General features: G+C 68.5%; 17 protein-coding genes (1 of these 17 only partly in view). 5 read left to right on the top strand and 12 right to left on the bottom strand.

All coding sequences use genetic code 11. The features are described from left to right. Positions 1 to 16 precede the first annotated feature (16 nt). From AB8P05_RS09850 to AB8P05_RS09830, 5 genes are all read right to left on the bottom strand, one after another. Positions 17 to 409 carry a hypothetical protein gene (locus tag AB8P05_RS09850; RefSeq protein WP_472757796.1) on the bottom strand — a complete coding sequence of 131 codons (393 nt, stop codon included), beginning with the start codon at positions 407 to 409 and terminating at the stop codon, positions 17 to 19. Between the two features lie 41 nt (positions 410 to 450). Beyond that, positions 451 to 3,576: an efflux RND transporter permease subunit gene (locus tag AB8P05_RS09845; RefSeq protein ID WP_472757795.1), complete on the bottom strand. Its 3,126-nt coding sequence runs from the start codon at positions 3,574 to 3,576 to the stop codon at positions 451 to 453. 7 nt (positions 3,577 to 3,583) lie between these two features. Beyond that, positions 3,584 to 4,603: an efflux RND transporter periplasmic adaptor subunit gene (locus AB8P05_RS09840; protein ID WP_472757794.1), complete on the bottom strand. Its 1,020-nt coding sequence runs from the start codon at positions 4,601 to 4,603 to the stop codon at positions 3,584 to 3,586. Beyond that, a complete protein-coding gene (locus AB8P05_RS09835) occupies positions 4,594 to 5,307 on the bottom strand; it encodes a carboxypeptidase-like regulatory domain-containing protein (protein WP_472757793.1) in 714 nt (237 codons plus the stop codon). The genes AB8P05_RS09840 and AB8P05_RS09835 overlap by 10 nt, the downstream gene beginning before the upstream one ends. A 519-nt stretch (positions 5,308 to 5,826) precedes the next feature. Next, positions 5,827 to 6,177, bottom strand: a complete 351-nt coding sequence (locus AB8P05_RS09830) for a hypothetical protein (protein ID WP_472757792.1) — start codon at positions 6,175 to 6,177, stop codon at positions 5,827 to 5,829. Positions 6,178 to 6,566: 389 nt separating this feature from the next. Between AB8P05_RS09830 and AB8P05_RS09825 the strand changes: the two genes are divergently transcribed. The 5 genes from AB8P05_RS09825 to AB8P05_RS09805 all read left to right on the top strand — a co-directional run bounded on the left by AB8P05_RS09825 (position 6,567) and on the right by AB8P05_RS09805 (position 9,609). Continuing rightward, positions 6,567 to 6,920 carry a hypothetical protein gene (locus AB8P05_RS09825; RefSeq protein ID WP_472757791.1) on the top strand — a complete coding sequence of 118 codons (354 nt, stop codon included), beginning with the start codon at positions 6,567 to 6,569 and terminating at the stop codon, positions 6,918 to 6,920. Positions 6,921 to 7,023: 103 nt separating this feature from the next. Beyond that, positions 7,024 to 7,698 carry a cupredoxin domain-containing protein gene (locus tag AB8P05_RS09820; protein WP_472757790.1) on the top strand — a complete coding sequence of 225 codons (675 nt, stop codon included), beginning with the start codon at positions 7,024 to 7,026 and terminating at the stop codon, positions 7,696 to 7,698. Positions 7,699 to 7,716: 18 nt separating this feature from the next. Beyond that, positions 7,717 to 9,006 carry a cbb3-type cytochrome c oxidase subunit I gene (locus AB8P05_RS09815; RefSeq protein WP_472757789.1) on the top strand — a complete coding sequence of 430 codons (1,290 nt, stop codon included), beginning with the start codon at positions 7,717 to 7,719 and terminating at the stop codon, positions 9,004 to 9,006. Then, positions 8,991 to 9,401, top strand: coding sequence for a hypothetical protein (locus AB8P05_RS09810; RefSeq protein ID WP_472757788.1), 411 nt, complete (start codon positions 8,991 to 8,993; stop codon positions 9,399 to 9,401). The genes AB8P05_RS09815 and AB8P05_RS09810 overlap by 16 nt, the downstream gene beginning before the upstream one ends. Before the next feature lie 16 nt (positions 9,402 to 9,417). Beyond that, entirely contained in the window at positions 9,418 to 9,609 is a 192-nt protein-coding gene (locus tag AB8P05_RS09805) for a hypothetical protein (RefSeq protein WP_472757787.1), read from the top strand. A gap of 72 nt (positions 9,610 to 9,681) precedes the next feature. Here AB8P05_RS09805 and AB8P05_RS09800 read toward each other — a convergent pair whose 3' ends face one another. The 7 genes from AB8P05_RS09800 to AB8P05_RS09770 form a co-directional block, all read right to left on the bottom strand. Continuing rightward, positions 9,682 to 9,933: a hypothetical protein gene (locus AB8P05_RS09800; protein WP_149200723.1), complete on the bottom strand. Its 252-nt coding sequence runs from the start codon at positions 9,931 to 9,933 to the stop codon at positions 9,682 to 9,684. Positions 9,934 to 10,060: 127 nt separating this feature from the next. Continuing rightward, on the bottom strand, positions 10,061 to 10,423 hold the full coding sequence (locus AB8P05_RS09795; RefSeq protein ID WP_472757786.1) for a cyclic nucleotide-binding domain-containing protein: 363 nt from the start codon (positions 10,421 to 10,423) through the stop codon (positions 10,061 to 10,063). A gap of 489 nt (positions 10,424 to 10,912) precedes the next feature. Then, positions 10,913 to 11,536 (bottom strand): NAD(P)/FAD-dependent oxidoreductase, encoded by a 624-nt coding sequence (locus AB8P05_RS09790; RefSeq protein WP_472759333.1) that lies wholly within the window; start codon positions 11,534 to 11,536, stop codon positions 10,913 to 10,915. Further along, positions 11,428 to 11,808 carry an FAD-dependent oxidoreductase gene (locus tag AB8P05_RS09785; protein ID WP_472757785.1) on the bottom strand — a complete coding sequence of 127 codons (381 nt, stop codon included), beginning with the start codon at positions 11,806 to 11,808 and terminating at the stop codon, positions 11,428 to 11,430. Before AB8P05_RS09785 ends, AB8P05_RS09790 begins: the two co-directional genes overlap by 109 nt. A gap of 132 nt (positions 11,809 to 11,940) precedes the next feature. Beyond that, positions 11,941 to 12,837 carry an FkbM family methyltransferase gene (locus AB8P05_RS09780; RefSeq protein WP_472757784.1) on the bottom strand — a complete coding sequence of 299 codons (897 nt, stop codon included), beginning with the start codon at positions 12,835 to 12,837 and terminating at the stop codon, positions 11,941 to 11,943. Continuing rightward, a complete protein-coding gene (locus AB8P05_RS09775) occupies positions 12,834 to 14,030 on the bottom strand; it encodes a glycosyltransferase family 9 protein (protein ID WP_472757783.1) in 1,197 nt (398 codons plus the stop codon). Before AB8P05_RS09775 ends, AB8P05_RS09780 begins: the two co-directional genes overlap by 4 nt. Continuing rightward, positions 14,027 to 14,803, bottom strand: partial view of a tetratricopeptide repeat protein gene (locus AB8P05_RS09770; RefSeq protein ID WP_472757782.1) — the 3' end only. The gene runs 1,908 nt beyond the window's last position; the window shows 777 of its 2,685 coding nt (coding positions 1,909-2,685); the start codon falls outside the window, past its right edge — the gene reads right to left on this strand; its stop codon occupies positions 14,027 to 14,029. The genes AB8P05_RS09775 and AB8P05_RS09770 overlap by 4 nt, the downstream gene beginning before the upstream one ends.

Below are 14,803 nucleotides of genomic sequence, written 5' to 3'. Positions count from 1 at the left end.
TGCCACCCATAGGGTCTCAGTGACCCGCGTGGCCTACTTCAAATCGGGCCTGAACCGGCTTCTGGCCGGGCATGGTCAGGGCGGTGACAACCTTCACGCTGTCGTGGGACTCGCCCAGGTTTGCCTTTCCCTTGAGCGCATTGGCGCCTGCCGGCTCCAGCGCGACCTTCTGGGTCTGCTTGTTGGCCAGGATGGTGGCCTCGGCCTTGGCGCCGGTCACGTCGACCGGCTTGTCCGCGCCGTCGGTCACGTACAGGACGACATCGTTGCCCTGGAGCACGAGCTCGGCATGGTACGGACCGGCATCGACGCGGGGACCGCCATGGGTACCGGTCTTGGCACCGTCGGCAAATGCCATGGCCGGGGCGACGAACAGGGCGGCGGCGACGAGGAGGGTCGAGACCTTCACGATAGGCTTTCCTTCTGGGTTGGACAGGGTGAACGGGTGGATCAGTAGGCTTCGGCCGGACGCAGCGAGCTGGCTTGCGCATCGACCAGATGCCTGAGCGGCTTTTCGCCAAGCCTGAGGAAAAGGACGGGGGTAAGGACCGTATCGAGCAGGGTGGCGCTGACCAGACCGCCGAAGATGGTGACGGCGACCGGGTGAAGGATCTCCTTGCCCGGCGCGTCGGCACCGATCATCAGCGGTACCAGGGCAACGCCAGCCGATAGGGCCGTCATCAGCACGGGGGTCAGCCGCTCCTGGCTGCCGCGGATCACCATGGCCTTGCCGAAGCTCTCGCCTTCGTGCAGGACGAGGTTGATGTAATGGCTGACCTTCAGGATGCCGTTGCGCGTGCTGATGCCGGTCAGGGTGATGAAGCCGATCATCGAGGCGACCGACAGCGGCTGTCCGGCGATCCACAGGGCGGCGACGCTGCCGATCAGGGCCAGCGGGACGTTGCCCATGATGATCAGCGTCAGCACCGCGGAGCGGTAGCGGCTGTAGAGCACCAGGAAGATCATCGCCAGCGACACCATCGACAGCGCCGCGATGGTCTTGGACGCCTCCTCCTGCGCCTGGAAGGTACCCTCCAGGCTGGTGAAGTAGCCGGGTGGCAGCGACGAGCGGCCGACCACGTCGCGAATGCCCGCGACGATCTGCGCCATGTCCGTCCTGCCGTCGCTGTTGCCGAGGATGACGATGCGGCGCTTGCCGTTCTCCCGCAGGATCTGGTTCGGGCCGTCGGTTTCCTCGACGCTGGCGAACAGGCTGAGCGGCACCCGCCCCGCCGGGGTCTCGACCAGCAGGTTGGCCAAGCCGCTGGTGGTGCGGTCCTCGTCGGACAGCCGCAGCACCACGTCGAAGCGCCGGGTGCCGTCGACGATCTCCGACACCACCCGCCCGTTGGACAGGCTCTCCAGCGCGTCCGTCGCCATCGCCGGGGTGACGCCGTAGAGGGAAGCCCGCTCGTAGTCGATCACGACCTGCACCTGCGGGATGCGGACCTGCTTCTCGATCTGCAGGTCGACCAGCCCGGGAATCGACGTCAGCGTCTGTTGCAGTTGCCCGGCGAGGCTGCGGAGGGTGTCCAGATCCTCGCCGTAGATTTTCAGGGCGATCTGGGCGCGGACGCCGGACAGCATATGGTCGAGCCGGTGCGAGATCGGCTGGCCGATGTTCACCGACACCGGCAGCGCCGCCAGCCTTGCCCGCACGTCGGCCAGCACCGCGGAGCGGCTGCGCGCCGACGGCACCAGATCGACGTCGATCTCGCTGGAGTGGACACCCTCGGCGTGCTCGTCGAGCTCGGCACGGCCGGTGCGGCGGCCGACCGACTTCACCTCCGGCACCTGCATGATCAGCCTTTCGGCCGCGAGACCGACGCGGTTGGACTCGGCCAGCGAGATGCCGGGGTTCAACACCATGGAGATCGTCAGCGTGCCCTCGTTGAAGGGCGGCAGGAAGGCGCGCGGCAGGCTCGGCACCGTGGCCGCGGCGATCACCACGGCGGCGCCCACCACGGTGAAAAGGGTAGCGGGATTGCCGAAGGCCCAGTTCAGCAGGCGGGCATTGCCGGCTTTCAGCCGCCGCACCAGCCAGCTGTCATGCTCATCGAGCCGCTTCAGCCTGGGCAGCAGGTAGTAGGACAGCACCGGGGTGACGGTGATGGCGGTGAGCAGGCTGGCGAGGATGGAGACGATGTACGCCACGCCCAGCGGCGCGAACAGCCGCCCCTCGATGCCGGACAGGGCGAACAGCGGCACGAACACCAGGATGATGATGATCGTGGCATAGACGATGCCGGAGCGCACCTCCTGCGAGGCCGCCGCCACCACCTCCAGAACCGGGCGCGGGTTGCCGGCCCGCCGGTTCTCGCCGAGGCGACGGTAGATGTTCTCCACATCGACGACGGCATCGTCGACCAGCTCGCCGATGGCGATGGCGAGGCCGCCCAGCGTCATGGTGTTGATCGACATGCCGAATGCCTTGAACACCAGCACGGTGATCAGGATGGAGATCGGAATGGCGGTCAGCGAGATCAGCGTCGTGCGGACGTTGAGCAGGAACAGGAACAGGATGACGGCGACCACCACCACCGCCTCCTGCAGCACCGTCATGACATTGTGGATCGAGGTGTCGATGAAGTTGGCCTGCTTGAACAGGATCTCGTTCGCCTTCACCCCCTTCGGCAGGAACTGCGCCAGATCGGCCAGGGCCTTCTCGACGTCGGCCGTCAGCGTCGTCGTGTCGCTGCCGGGCTGCTTCTGCACGGACAGGATGACGGCCGGCTTGCCGTCCACCCCGGCGTCGCCACGCTTCACACGGGCGGCGAAGTCGACGTCGGCCACTTGGCGCAGATGGATGGGCTGGCCGGCCTTGTAGGCGACCACCAGGTTGCGCAGGTCCTCCAGCCGGGTCGTCCGGCCGATGTTGCGGATCAGGTACTCCTCGCTGTGCTGGTCGATGAACCCGCCGCCGGTATTCGCCGAGAACTGTTGAAGCGCCTTCACCAGCTCGTCGGTTGTGATCTCCAGGTCGTGCAGACGCGCCGGGTCGGGGGCGATGCGGTACTGACGGATCTCACCGCCGATCGGGATGACCTGACTGACGCCGGGGATGGCGAGCAAACGGGGACGGACCACCCAATCGGCGAGTTCGCGGACATCCATCGGCCCGACGCCGGTTCCCGGCTCGGCAGACATGGCGAGCAGCATGATCTCGCCCATGATGGAAGAAATCGGCCCCATCTGCGGCCGGACGTTCGGCGGCAGCTGGCCCTGGACGATGGCCAGACGCTCGGCCACCTGCTGGCGGTTGCGGTAGATGTCGGTGCCCCAGTCGAACTCGACGAAGACGATGGACAGGCCGACACCGGAGACCGAGCGCACGCGGGTGATGCCCGGCATGCCGTTCATCGACGTCTCCAGCGGGAAGGTGACCAGCTGCTCGACCTCCTCGGGCGCCAGACCCTCGGCCTCGGTCATCAGCGTGACCGTGGGCTTGTTGAGATCGGGGAAGACGTCGACCGGCAGACCCTTGAGGACGAAGGAGCCGTAGACGACCAGCAGCACGGCGGCGGCCAGCACGAACAGGCGGTTGCGCAGGCTGGTGTTGACGAGGATGTTGAACATGGCCGCCTCACCGGACCTGATTCAGCAGGCCGGCGCCATCGGTGACGATGCGCGCCTCCGGTTCGATGCCGGCCAGGACCAGCACCGTGCCGCCATCGACTGGCTGGGTGCGCACGGGCCGGGCGACGAAACGCTGCGGCGACTCGTGCTGCCAGACGATCGGCTGACCGCCGGCGCCGCGCACCACGCTGTGGCGCGGCAGCACGATGCCCGACGCGGTGCCCTGCACCTGGGCGACGAGCCGGACCGGCTGGCCGACGCCAAGTCCCGCCGGCGGATTGGCAATCCGGAAGAGCAGCGGGATCGCCTGCTGGCGCAGTGCCAGACTGGAGCCGAGGAGTTCCAGGGACAGGGTCATGCCGTCGGCGGTCGTCGCCGTGGCCGCCTTGATGGCGTTCGCCACCCGGGGATCGAAGGCGACCGCCTCGACCATCAGCCGCGACGGGTCGACGATCTCGAACAGGACCTGGTCCCGGCCCTCGATGACCTGCCCGGCCTTGATGTTGTTGGCGGTGACAACTCCGGCGATGGGCGCGCGCAAGGCTTCCTTGGTGGTCAGGGTTGGCGACAGCGCCGCGCGGCGCTTGCGCAGGCCGTTAAGGTTCGCTTCCGCCTCTTCGATGTCCCGTTGCGGCACGCTGCCTTCCAGCTTCCGCAGGCGCTGGACGCGGGACTCGGCGATGACGAGTTCCTGCTCGACCGTGGCGATCTGCTGCTGGATGCCGCTGCGGTCGACCACGTTCACGGCCGGCGTGATGGTTGCCAGGATTTGCCCGGCCTCGACCCGCTGGCCGACATAGGGCAGCCCCTTCTCGCCCGGTTCGATGCGGCCGCTCTGGGTCGCCTGGACGTGGCCGCCGCCGTTCGGGTCGGCGATCACTTGGCCGATCAGCTGGACCGTCTGCGCCGCCTGCTGCGTCTTGGCGACCGTGGTGCGCACCGACAGCAGGCGCTGCGACGTCTTGGGCACGTACAGGCTGCCGTCCGGCAACCTGCGCGGGCTCTCCGATGCGCCGGTCACCGCCATCGGCGTGGCTGCTGCTCCTGGGTCTTGTCCTTCGCCTCGTCGCCATGGCTGTGATCCTCGCCACCATGGGCGAAAGCGGCGCCGCCGGCCAGCAGCAGGCCGAAGCCGATCAGCGCCGCTCCGGCGACCGTGCGCGCCCGGCCGCGCTGGGTCAGCGCCACCGCGGTCAGCACGCCGAGCAGGAAGACCATGACGGCTCCCAACATCAGGCCCGGGTCATGCCGCACTTGGCCGAGGATGGCGGATACGCCGCCCGCGCCACTGGACTCGGCAGGCTGGGCGGTTGCCGGAATGTCCAGCGTGCCGATCAGCAGGTCGGCGGCATCGGCCGCCGTCACCGACACGGTCAACTCGTGCGGTCCCGGCATCGACACCCACGCGGCGTCGAGGCGGTAGACACCCTCCTCCCCGGAAACGGGGGAGGCGGTCACGGCTTCCCCGTCGGCGGTGACCTCGACGGTCGCACCGGTCACCGGCTCATTGGTGGCGAAGCGGTCCAGGTAGACCAGCAGCCCTTTGCCCTGGACGACCGCCACCAGTTCGAAGTCCGACGAGGACGTCTCCATCGTCGGTGTGGCGGTGGCGACGACCGGCTTGGGAGCGTCGCCGTGTTCATGGCCTTCATGAGCCAGCGTCGGAAAGGCGACCGGCGCGGCAAGGCCCGCGGCGATCGAGGCCGCGGCGAGAAGGCGTCGGTGGATCATGAAAAAACTCCGAGAGACTGGTTCAAACCGGCGCGCGCGGCGCCGACCGGCCGGGAACCCGAACTCACGCACCAAACGCCCCTCCTACCTCCCTGGGCGTGGGTATCGGGCTGCACCATGATTCCGCTGCCCATGCCCTCGCCGATCATCGGGGCGTTTCCAGGCACACCGGGCCAAGCACCCTGGGACGGCTGCGTGGGCGTCGGGGCGACAGCGGGCTGGTCCTGGATGGTGGTGGCACCGCTCGGGTGGTGGGCCTGGTGGTCCGGGCCCTGGTCCGGAGTGGCGGCGGTCTGGGCCTGCGCAGCCGACATCATGGCGACGAGCGCAAAGGCCGGGAGCAGTGTGCGGGTGAGAGACGACATGGCGTCCTCCGTCTGATCATCTGGTTCGAGCCGTCCCGGCCGGACTCCATGCAGGAGCGCCGGGGATACAAAGGCCGGGCGCACGACATCCGGCGACGTCCTTCGCTGAGCCGAAGCTCAAGCTGGGCGCGGACGGACTCGTGGCGTCAGAGGATCAGAGAGGCGGACGGAGTGCGGGGTCGCTGCCGATGCCGTCGGGCGTGGCCAGGGCAAGCAGAGGGTCTGCCCGGTCGAGGGTCGGAATGAAGGCCGCAATGGCATCGGCGGGGAGGCCGCCATGCATGGTCGCGCATTGGGCGACGCTGCAGCAGGCATCGTCGCCGAGCACACCAAGGTCCTTGCAGGGGTCCTGCTTGTGCTCATGGTCTTCCACGCTGGCGACAGCATCGTCGTGCGCGTCGACCGGGGCGTGCTCATGAAACGCCGGCGAATGCTGGTGAGGCAGCAGACTGGCGTGGCTCGGCACGGCATAGACGAGCAGCGTGGCCAGCATCAGCAGGCTCACCACCGCCCTCCTCACCGTCGACCACGTCCCACGCCACATGGCGATTGCCTTCCTTGTCGGGGATCGGACGGCACCTTGCGTGCCCACCGCCCCCTCTGCCAAAGGTAATACCATTCCCTGGTCCCTGCAACAGCACGGTCGTCTCGACGATCGACCCTGTCAGGGTCCCGGAAGAGTGCGGCGGACTGTCGCTCCGCTTCCATCACCAATCCAGGCCAGCAATGCAAGCATCAACCCTCCAGCGGTGGGAGGGTCAATAGGAAAAGCGCGCGACGTCAATGGCGGTCGATCGCCGATGCCGGTTGACGGACATCAATGCCCGCACTCATGCTGGGGACTATGATTGTGCTCCCCTCGATGGACCGGGAGCGTTCGAAGCGACGGCTGGCATGAAGCGACTGGGCCACATCTTTGCCATTCTGGCGTTCACCTTTGCGCTCCTGATGGGGGCGGCGGGCGGAGCCATGGCAACTGCGGAAGCGCATGTGGACATGCCGGCTGGCTCAATCGGCCATCACGGCTCCCATCACGCCCCGCCGCCCTCCGCACCATCCCGGAACGATCACCACAAGGCCGCTCTCGCCGTCGCGGCCACCTGCTGCCCGGCGGCCGAGGCTCCGGCACGACACAGCCTCAGCATCCCGGCGACCATGGTCGAAGCGTCCTGGCACCCGCAAGCCGGTTTCGTGCCGAACGCCCGGGACATCACCCCGGACACACCCCCTCCGAAGACCAGCCTCTGATCGGCCGCGCGCTCTGACGCCTGTGTCGGACGCCCGGCCACGCGCCGCCTGACCGGCGGCGTGCGCGAGCGATTCCGACCACGCGATCAGAGGACTCTCACAAATGTCCGAGAGGCATTTCACCACCCGTCGCGGCTTCATCGCCGCGTTGGGCTTCAGCGCCGTTTCCCTGTACGGCGCCTGGGCAGCCTATGGCGCTGCCCCGCTCCCCTTCGGCGGCCGCAAGGACGCCGCCCCGGAAGCCGACGCACACGGCAGCCACGATGGGCATGGCAAGGCGGAGATTCCCGCCGAAACAGGGGGCCACGGCGGCCACGCCGCGGGCATGGCGCCCGAGGAGTTCCGCTTCGAACATGACTTCTTCGTCCGGAAGTACGCGCAGAAGGACGGCAGCGTGAATCCACACGCCGATGCGGATGCCCATGGCGGCGACGCACATGGCGGCCATGGCCATGCCAATGCCGGCCACGACCACGGTGCGGAGTTGACGTCCGTCGCGCCGGTCGACGTCTACCTGATGGCGCAGAAATTCGCCTACAGCCCGGACGTCCTCCAGCTCAAGGCAGCGGTGCCGTACCGGTTCCGCATGATGGCGGATGACATCACGCATGGCGCGTCGATCCAGCTCGGGTCAGCCAGCCGCATCATCCGCCTGCGGCCGAACGTCGTGACCGAGCAGACGATCACCTTCACCAAGCCGGGCGAGTACCTCGTGTACTGCACCGTCTATTGCGGCCAGGCGCATGACGCCATGCACGGCCGCATCATCGTCGGCTGAGCCCGGGGAGACTCCACCATGGACAGCATTTCGACCTCCGTCGCTCCGGTCCGCTCGCGCCTCACGGCTCGGGTCGCCGCCCTGCCGGGTTCCGACAAATCCCTCCTCACGCTGCTGTTCGGCGCCGCTCTGCTGGCGCTCGTGCTCGGCCTGATCGGAGGCTTCGTGACCGCGCTCGCCCGCGCCGGCGCGCTCGCCTTCTTCCCGGATGACGCATACCGCCTCCTGACCCTGCACGGCGTGTCCGTGTTCTTCTACTGGCTCTACCTGATCCAGGCAGCGCTGCTGCTGGTGCTGGCGGCGGCCGAGAACGGCCGGGGCCTCGCTCTGCGCCCCCTTGCCTGGACCGGTGCCGCCCTGATGCTGGCGGGCTTCGCCGTCAGCGAGTGGATCTCCGCCACCGGCACGCCGCTGCTCTACGACGGCAGCCCCGAGCTTGCCGCCGACGACCCGCGCTCCGTCGGCGTCTTCGCGCTCGGCTATCTGCTGCTGTCTGCCGGCCTCACAGCGTCCGCCGTCAGCGGCATCGCCACCGTGCTCCAGCCCCGGCTGCGCGGTGAGGCGGACGCGTTCACGTCCATCGGCTTTGCGCTGTTCGCCTGGGCCGGCTTCCTGGTGGTCAGCGCCATCGCAGCCACCAACGCCTTCCTGCCCGGCCTGCTCTGGTCGCTCGGTGCCGGCCCCTTCCCGGCCGACCACGGCACCGAATGGCACATCCTGTTCCACAACCTGCATTACTTGCCGCTGATGGCGACCGTGCTGGTGTGGTACGTGCTGAGCGAACACCTGACCGGGGTGACGTCCATCCACGGCGCGCGGCTGTCGAAGATCGTCTTCGCCGCCTACCTGATCTTCGTGCCGCCGACCAGCCTCTACCACATGTTCCTGGAGCCGAACCTGTCGGAGAGCGTCCGGGTCGTCGGTTCGCTGTTGTCGCTGTTCGTCTCGGTCCCGACGCTGGCCGCCTTCGCGATCATCGTCTCCTCGCTGGAAGCCAGCGCCCGGGCGCGCGGCGCCACCGGCTTCTTCGGCTGGATGAAGGGACTGCCCTGGCGCAACCCGGCGATGGCGAACATGGGCTGGGCGGTGGTGAACATGATGATCGGCATCACCTTCGCCTTCATCCTGATCCAGGAGAAGCTGGCGCCGATGTTGTCGGACACCTTCTTCGTGCCCGGGTATTTCCATTTCTTCGCGGTCGGCGTGCTGACCCAGACCTTCCTGGCGGCACTGATGGTCATCCTGCCGGCCCTGGGGGAGGCACCCTGTGGCATCCGGAGCTGCTGCGGCGCATGCCGGCCGTCGTGACCATCGGCCTGCTGATCTTCGGCGCGGCGGGCATCGCCGCCGGGGTCATGGGCGTGCCGCGCCGGGTCTTCGACGTCAGCTATGGCGGCATGGCCCCGGCCGCATGGCCGGTACTGATGGCCCTGGTCGGCGTCGGCGCCACCATCTTCGCCATCGCCCTCTCGGTCAGTGTCTACGGCGTCGTCCGCACGCTGCTGTCGCTGCGCCCGTCCTTCCAACAGGCGCCGGTGGTCGACTGGCGGACCGGGTCGCGCGGCGTCGGCGCGGCTCCGGCGTGGACCGGGCCGCTGTCGGTCGCGGCACTGGTCGCCGCCATGTACGTCTTCACCATCATTGCGTTCCAGTTGATCCAGTCGCTGCCGATCATCGCCATCGGCGGCGGGCACGGCCACTGAGCGTGGGGGAAACGCCATGAAAATGAACGAAGAGCTTTGGCTCGTTGTCGTCATCGCCGCCGTGTGGGCGGTGCTGGCCGCCGTCTACGCCCTGGTACCCAGTCTCGGGATGCCCGGCTACGTCCGGGTCTGGGGCGGCGGCGCGGTGCTGTTCCTGATACTCGCCGGAGTGCTGGTGGCCGTCAGCCGGAAGGTGCCCAGGGGCTGAACCGCTGCACAACAGTGCCACAAGGGGGGCCACGGGGGCATGAGCATCGCTCCGCCCCCATGGCACCCTCTGTCACTTCTTGATGCCGAGGATGGTTTCGGCCTGGGCGAGCGTCGCCTCCGACTCGGCATGCTTGCCCTGCTTATGGAATGCCTCGCCATCCGCGCGGAGCTTCTTCACCTGCGTCATCTGATCGGCGCTCAGCTTCGGATTGGCCGCCAGGGCCTGGTCGATGGCGGCCATGTGTTTGGGACAGCTGTTGGCGAGCGCCGGACCGGTCAGGGCGACGGCGAAGACGGCTGCCAAAGCGACGTTCCTGAGCATGGTGTTCCTCCCGTTTTGCGGTCCGCGGGAACGCGGGCCGCCTGATCGACGCCTGAACGGCGCCCCGTATTCCATCACGGGCGGCCCCGGTTGGCGACTGGGCAACGGTACGGCGGTGCTCGGTCCGTCACCGATCCTTTCGGGCAGCGTCCTCAATCGTTCCTGAACCGGCGGAGAGCGTCACCACCCCATTCTCCCGGACGAGCCGACCCGTACACTCCAAGACGGCCAAGGCCCGGTAAATGACCTCGTGCGTCAGTCCGATCTCGGCGGCGATCTCCGTCCAAGGCCGGTCGAGCCGCAGCATCGGCGGATCGCCCGACATCTGGAGCCGATGCCACGTCACGACCCGTTCCGACGCAGACCGAATGTTCCGCAGTTCCAGGCGGCTACGCAGGTCGCGGACATGAGCGGCAAGCCCACGCGCCAGGGCAAGCGCGGCCTGGGGATTGTCCTCCAGGGCGACGAGCAGGTCCGGCTTCGGGATCACCGTAACCTCGGAGGAGGGCGGGCGACGCGGCTGAAGGCCGGTCGGGTCAACTGGGCACGGACCTCGTCCTCGCGGCCGTTCGAAGTCGGAGTGATGCGATCCGCCGTTTAACAAATCGCTTTGCTAGGGCCACCTCAAAGCAGTCGGGAAAAGACCGACGCGAGCTGATGATATCGGCGGCAAGGGCACGATCTTCACAGACCATCTAAAAGTGAGATGGGATAGCGTTGCTCAGCGATCAAGGATGGATGTTCGTGGAATTGGCATCCGTTGACGATCATCCATCAATCTTTGCGCAAAAACATCCACACTTTCTCATTTTTGGCTTACTCATTTTTGGCTTAACGCCGTATCAGATTTTTCTTTATCAGCGCGTACAACCCGTTGTTTTTAATAATACTCCCCTCTCATATTTTGCGATATGGGCCAGAAGTAGAACGTTGAAAGCGAGGCGGTGCCACAAGGATCCGCCTCCTTTTTTTGCTTGGTTCAGCCGCGCCGGCGCAGGTCGTTGTGGATGGCGGTGGCGGCCATCGCCGCCTCTCCCATGGCGACCGCGATCTGGTTGAGGGTGGAGACCACGTCGCCGGCGGCGTAGAAGCCGGACACGGAACTGCGCTGGTGCCGGTCGACGATCAGGCGTCCGTCTGCATCCATCTCCGCCCCGACCTGTTCGGCCAGACCGGACCGCGCGACGATGCCCAAAGCCGAATAGAGCGTGTCGAAATCGAGGATCCGGCCGTTGCGCAGGGTCAGGCGGGTGCTCTGGTCCGCCCCGGCCTCGACGGCGGTCACCGGCTCGCCGATCACGGCGATGCCGGCGGCGTCCAGCTCCGTGCGCTCCTCCACCGTCAGGGTCATCGGTTCGCCCAGCGTCAGCAGGGTGACGGCGGAGCTGTAGGTGCGGATGAAGCGTGCCTCTCCGACCGCCTGCGCACCATGGCCGAGGACGGCGATCCGCTTGTCGATGACCTCGTAGCCGTCGCAGATCGGGCAGACGCGGATCAGGCCGCGCTGCATCGCCTCATAGAGGTGCGGAACCTGCGGCTGGCCATCGATGACGCCGGTCGCCAGCAGGACCGTCGCGGCGTCCACCCCCCGCCCGTCGCCCAGCGTGGCGCGGAAGCCGCCGGCCGTCCGCTCCAGCGCCGCGACCGACCCGGTCTCGATGCGGCCGCCATAAGTCTCGGCCTGGGCACGGATCGGGCCAGCAGGTCGGTGCCGCGGATGCCGCCGGTGAAGCCGGCGAGGTTGTGGGAGGTCGGAATCCAGGCGCAACGGCTCTTCGCCTCGTCCACCACCAGCGCCGACCGGCGGTAGCGGGCGAGATAAATGGCAGCGGTCAGCCCGGCGGGACCACCGCCGACGATCAGACAATCGAGCATGGGCGGCATCGCGTTCCCTATCCCGGACCGGGCATCCGGAGCGTGCCCTTCGGATCCTAGACAGGCGGAGCGTCCGGATGTCACGCCCATCCGCGACAAAACATGGGCGGGACGGAGACGCTGCCGCTTCCCTCACCGGCCGCCGGTGAAGCGCGGATTGCACTCCCGCAGCAGCGGATGCTCCTCGGGGCCGAGCACCGGCGGCAGGCCGGCAATCCGCCCGCCGGTTTCGCCGGGGATGCACAGCAGGTTGATCCCCAGGCCCCGGCCATGGATCCGCGTGCCGTCGTCGACGAATCCGGTCTCATAGAGCGGCTCGCTCTGGCGGAAGAAATTGTCCGGGTTGTGGAAGGGCGTGACGTACCAATAGCAGGCGTAGCCCAGTTCCTGGAGCAGCCGGATCAGCTCCGGCGATTTCTCGACCCGGTCGTTCTCGACATAGAGCGCCGGACGCAAGCGGCGGATCAGGCCGCGGGCGCCGAGAAGCACGCCGGTCTCCATCCCCTCCACGTCGATCTTGATCAGGCGCAGCCGGCCGGGAATGCGCACATCGTCCAGCCGCCGCTGCGGGACCGCCGTCTCACCGGGAATGGCGTCGAGCGCGATGCCGCCGAAATTGCCCTCCGCCTCCATCGCCACGTCGTCGAGCGCCAGCATGCCGTCGGTTTCGCCCAGCGCCGCCTGCACGCACTCCACCTGGGTCAGGGAGTTCAAGGCCATGTTGGCGCAGAGCAGCTGGTGGTTCAGCCGGACCGGCTCGAAGGCCAGCACCCGGCCCGACGGTCCGGCGGCGCGCGCCAGGGCCAGGGTGTGGGCGCCGATGTTGGCGCCGGCATCGATCACCACGTCGCCCGGCCGGACCAGTTGCCGGAACAGCCGGACCTCGCTTTCGAAATACTCGCCGTAGTAGGCCAGCGAGCGGCCGACGACCGTGTCGTGCCGGTTGAACAGCATGAAGCCGTGGCGCGCGCGCACCAGCCGGTTGGTGCCGGACTCTCCCAGCAGGTCGGCGCAGGATGGATCGGTCATCGCGGTTCCCCGGTCGTGGCAGGCAGGGCGGCGAGGAAGTCGAGTATGCTTGCCGCCGCTTGGTCCGGCTCTATGGCGGCGATGCAATGCGCACCGGTGTCGCGGCAGGAATCGGTGCAGGGCGGCACCGCAGCCGCCGGCTGCAGCACCAGCGCGCGGCGGGTCCAGGGACGGAAGCGCTCCGGCGCATGGATGAAGGTTGGGTCGCCGCCGACCGGATGGCAGGAGAAAACCGCCACCGGCGTGCCCACCGCCGCCGCCAGATGGGCCGGCCCGGAATCCATCGCCAGCAGCAGCGCCGCCCGCTCGATCACCGCCGCCGCCTCCGGCAGGGTCGTCCGGCCGGTGAGATCATGGACGCGGCGGGCATGACGGCCGGCAATCGCCCCTTCGATCACCGCAGCCGCCGCGGCGTCCTCCGCGCTCCCCAGCAGCAGGACATCAGCGTCCAACCGGTCGCACAGCCGGCCTATCACGGCGGCAAGCCGGTCCGGCGGGTAGTTGCGGCGCGGCGATGCGGTACCGGGCGCCACCGCGACCAGCCGCCGCCCGTCCGCCACGCCCGCGGTCAGCCGCAGGGCCGCCGCGCGGTCGTCCACGGTCAGGGACAGCGCGACGGCATCCCTACCAGCCTGCTCTCCGGCGGCTCCGTCCGTCCGTCCGCCGAGATGGGTCAGCAGGGCCAGATTGCGCTCCACCTCGTGCAGGCCCGGCGAGCCCGCCAGCACATGGGTATAGGCGCGGTCGAAGCCGGCGTTGGCCTCCGCCTTCCAGGGCGTCACACGTTCCGAATAGCCGAGCGACAGCCGCGCCCGGCCGGCGGCGACCAGCGTCGCCGCGCCGTGGCGGTCGACGTCATAGCGCGGCACCACCGCCAGATCGAAACCGGCCCGGAAATCCGCCATGAAGCGCGCAAGCGCCTCCGGCGTCGCCCCACGGAAATCGAGTCCGCGCCCGTCCGGCTTGACCAGCGGCAGAACGACCCCATCCACCCAGGGGCAGCGCAGCGCCAGCTCCGCCAGCGGCGGCCGGACCGCCAGCGTGATGCTCGCCTGCGGCGCGCTCGCCCGCAATCCTCGCAGGAAGGGCGTGGCGAGGACGAGGTCACCCGCCTCGTCGAGCTTCACCACCAGAATGCGCCGCGCCGCCGACAGGTCGAAGACGGGAGGGGCGGTGGAAGGACCGGCGGTCACGACACGGCTTCCAGCGTGATTGCCGCCGCCGGAAGGCCGGCGCAGCGCCGCCGCCACGCCTCGCGATAGCCGGCCTCCAGCGCCCGCGTGTAACCCCGCTCGTCCATCAGCGGCGACCGCAACATGCGCGCGCGCAGCCCGGCCCGCTTGGCCGCCAGGAACTCCGGATCGCCGGCCAGACGCACAGCCAACGCCACATAGGAGTCCGCGTCCCCGGCCACCAGATCCGGCAGGCCGACGGCGCTCAGCAGCGAGATGCCCCAACGGGAGATCGCCGCCGTCCCGGCGATGGTCAGCACCGGCACGCCCATCCACAGGCTGTCGCAGGTCGTCGTGCCGCCGTTGGCGAAGACCGGGTCCAGGCCGCAATCGATCAGGCGATAGCTCTCATACGGGTCCGGCGTCGTCCCGCTCAGGATCAGGCGGTCCCCGGCGATCCCCAGCGCGGCGAACTGCCCGAGCAGCCGTCGCCCGAGCCCCGAGTCCGTCAGGCCGCGCCACTTCATCATCAGCCGCGCCCGGGGCACCGCGTGCAGCACCCGCGCCCACAGCGCGATGGTGGAGGCATTGAGCTTGGTCGGGTTGTTGAAGGAACCGAAGGTGAAGCTCCCGTCCTCCAGGCCGGGCGCCCGGTCCGGCGGCCCGAAGGCCGACTCCGCCGGACGGTAGCACAGCACGCAGCCGGGCAGCCGGATCAATGCCTCGCTGTGAAGCCTGTCGGCGGACGGCGGCGCGAAGAGCGGATCGGCGAACTGGTAATCCATCGCCGTCAG

The organism is Azospirillum sp. VT-I1, from assembly GCF_055698305.1.
Note: the sequence above shows the minus strand (reverse complement) of the source record. Positions and strands in the feature narration are given on the sequence as shown.

What these genes read in the sequence shown, in the direction of transcription:
- AB8P05_RS09810 (WP_472757788.1), top strand. Translation starts at nt 8,991, where the DNA reads ATGCCGGCCGTCGTGACCATCGGCCTGCTGATCTTCGGCGCGGCGGGC.
- AB8P05_RS09785 (WP_472757785.1), bottom strand. Translation starts at nt 11,808, where the DNA reads ATGCTCGATTGTCTGATCGTCGGCGGTGGTCCCGCCGGGCTGACCGCT.
- AB8P05_RS09780 (WP_472757784.1), bottom strand. Translation starts at nt 12,837, where the DNA reads ATGACCGATCCATCCTGCGCCGACCTGCTGGGAGAGTCCGGCACCAAC.
- AB8P05_RS09815 (WP_472757789.1), top strand. Translation starts at nt 7,717, where the DNA reads ATGGACAGCATTTCGACCTCCGTCGCTCCGGTCCGCTCGCGCCTCACG.
- AB8P05_RS09825 (WP_472757791.1), top strand. Translation starts at nt 6,567, where the DNA reads ATGAAGCGACTGGGCCACATCTTTGCCATTCTGGCGTTCACCTTTGCG.
- AB8P05_RS09845 (WP_472757795.1), bottom strand. Translation starts at nt 3,576, where the DNA reads ATGTTCAACATCCTCGTCAACACCAGCCTGCGCAACCGCCTGTTCGTG.
- AB8P05_RS09820 (WP_472757790.1), top strand. Translation starts at nt 7,024, where the DNA reads ATGTCCGAGAGGCATTTCACCACCCGTCGCGGCTTCATCGCCGCGTTG.
- AB8P05_RS09840 (WP_472757794.1), bottom strand. Translation starts at nt 4,603, where the DNA reads ATGGCGGTGACCGGCGCATCGGAGAGCCCGCGCAGGTTGCCGGACGGC.
- AB8P05_RS09835 (WP_472757793.1), bottom strand. Translation starts at nt 5,307, where the DNA reads ATGATCCACCGACGCCTTCTCGCCGCGGCCTCGATCGCCGCGGGCCTT.
- AB8P05_RS09805 (WP_472757787.1), top strand. Translation starts at nt 9,418, where the DNA reads ATGAAAATGAACGAAGAGCTTTGGCTCGTTGTCGTCATCGCCGCCGTG.
- AB8P05_RS09800 (WP_149200723.1), bottom strand. Translation starts at nt 9,933, where the DNA reads ATGCTCAGGAACGTCGCTTTGGCAGCCGTCTTCGCCGTCGCCCTGACC.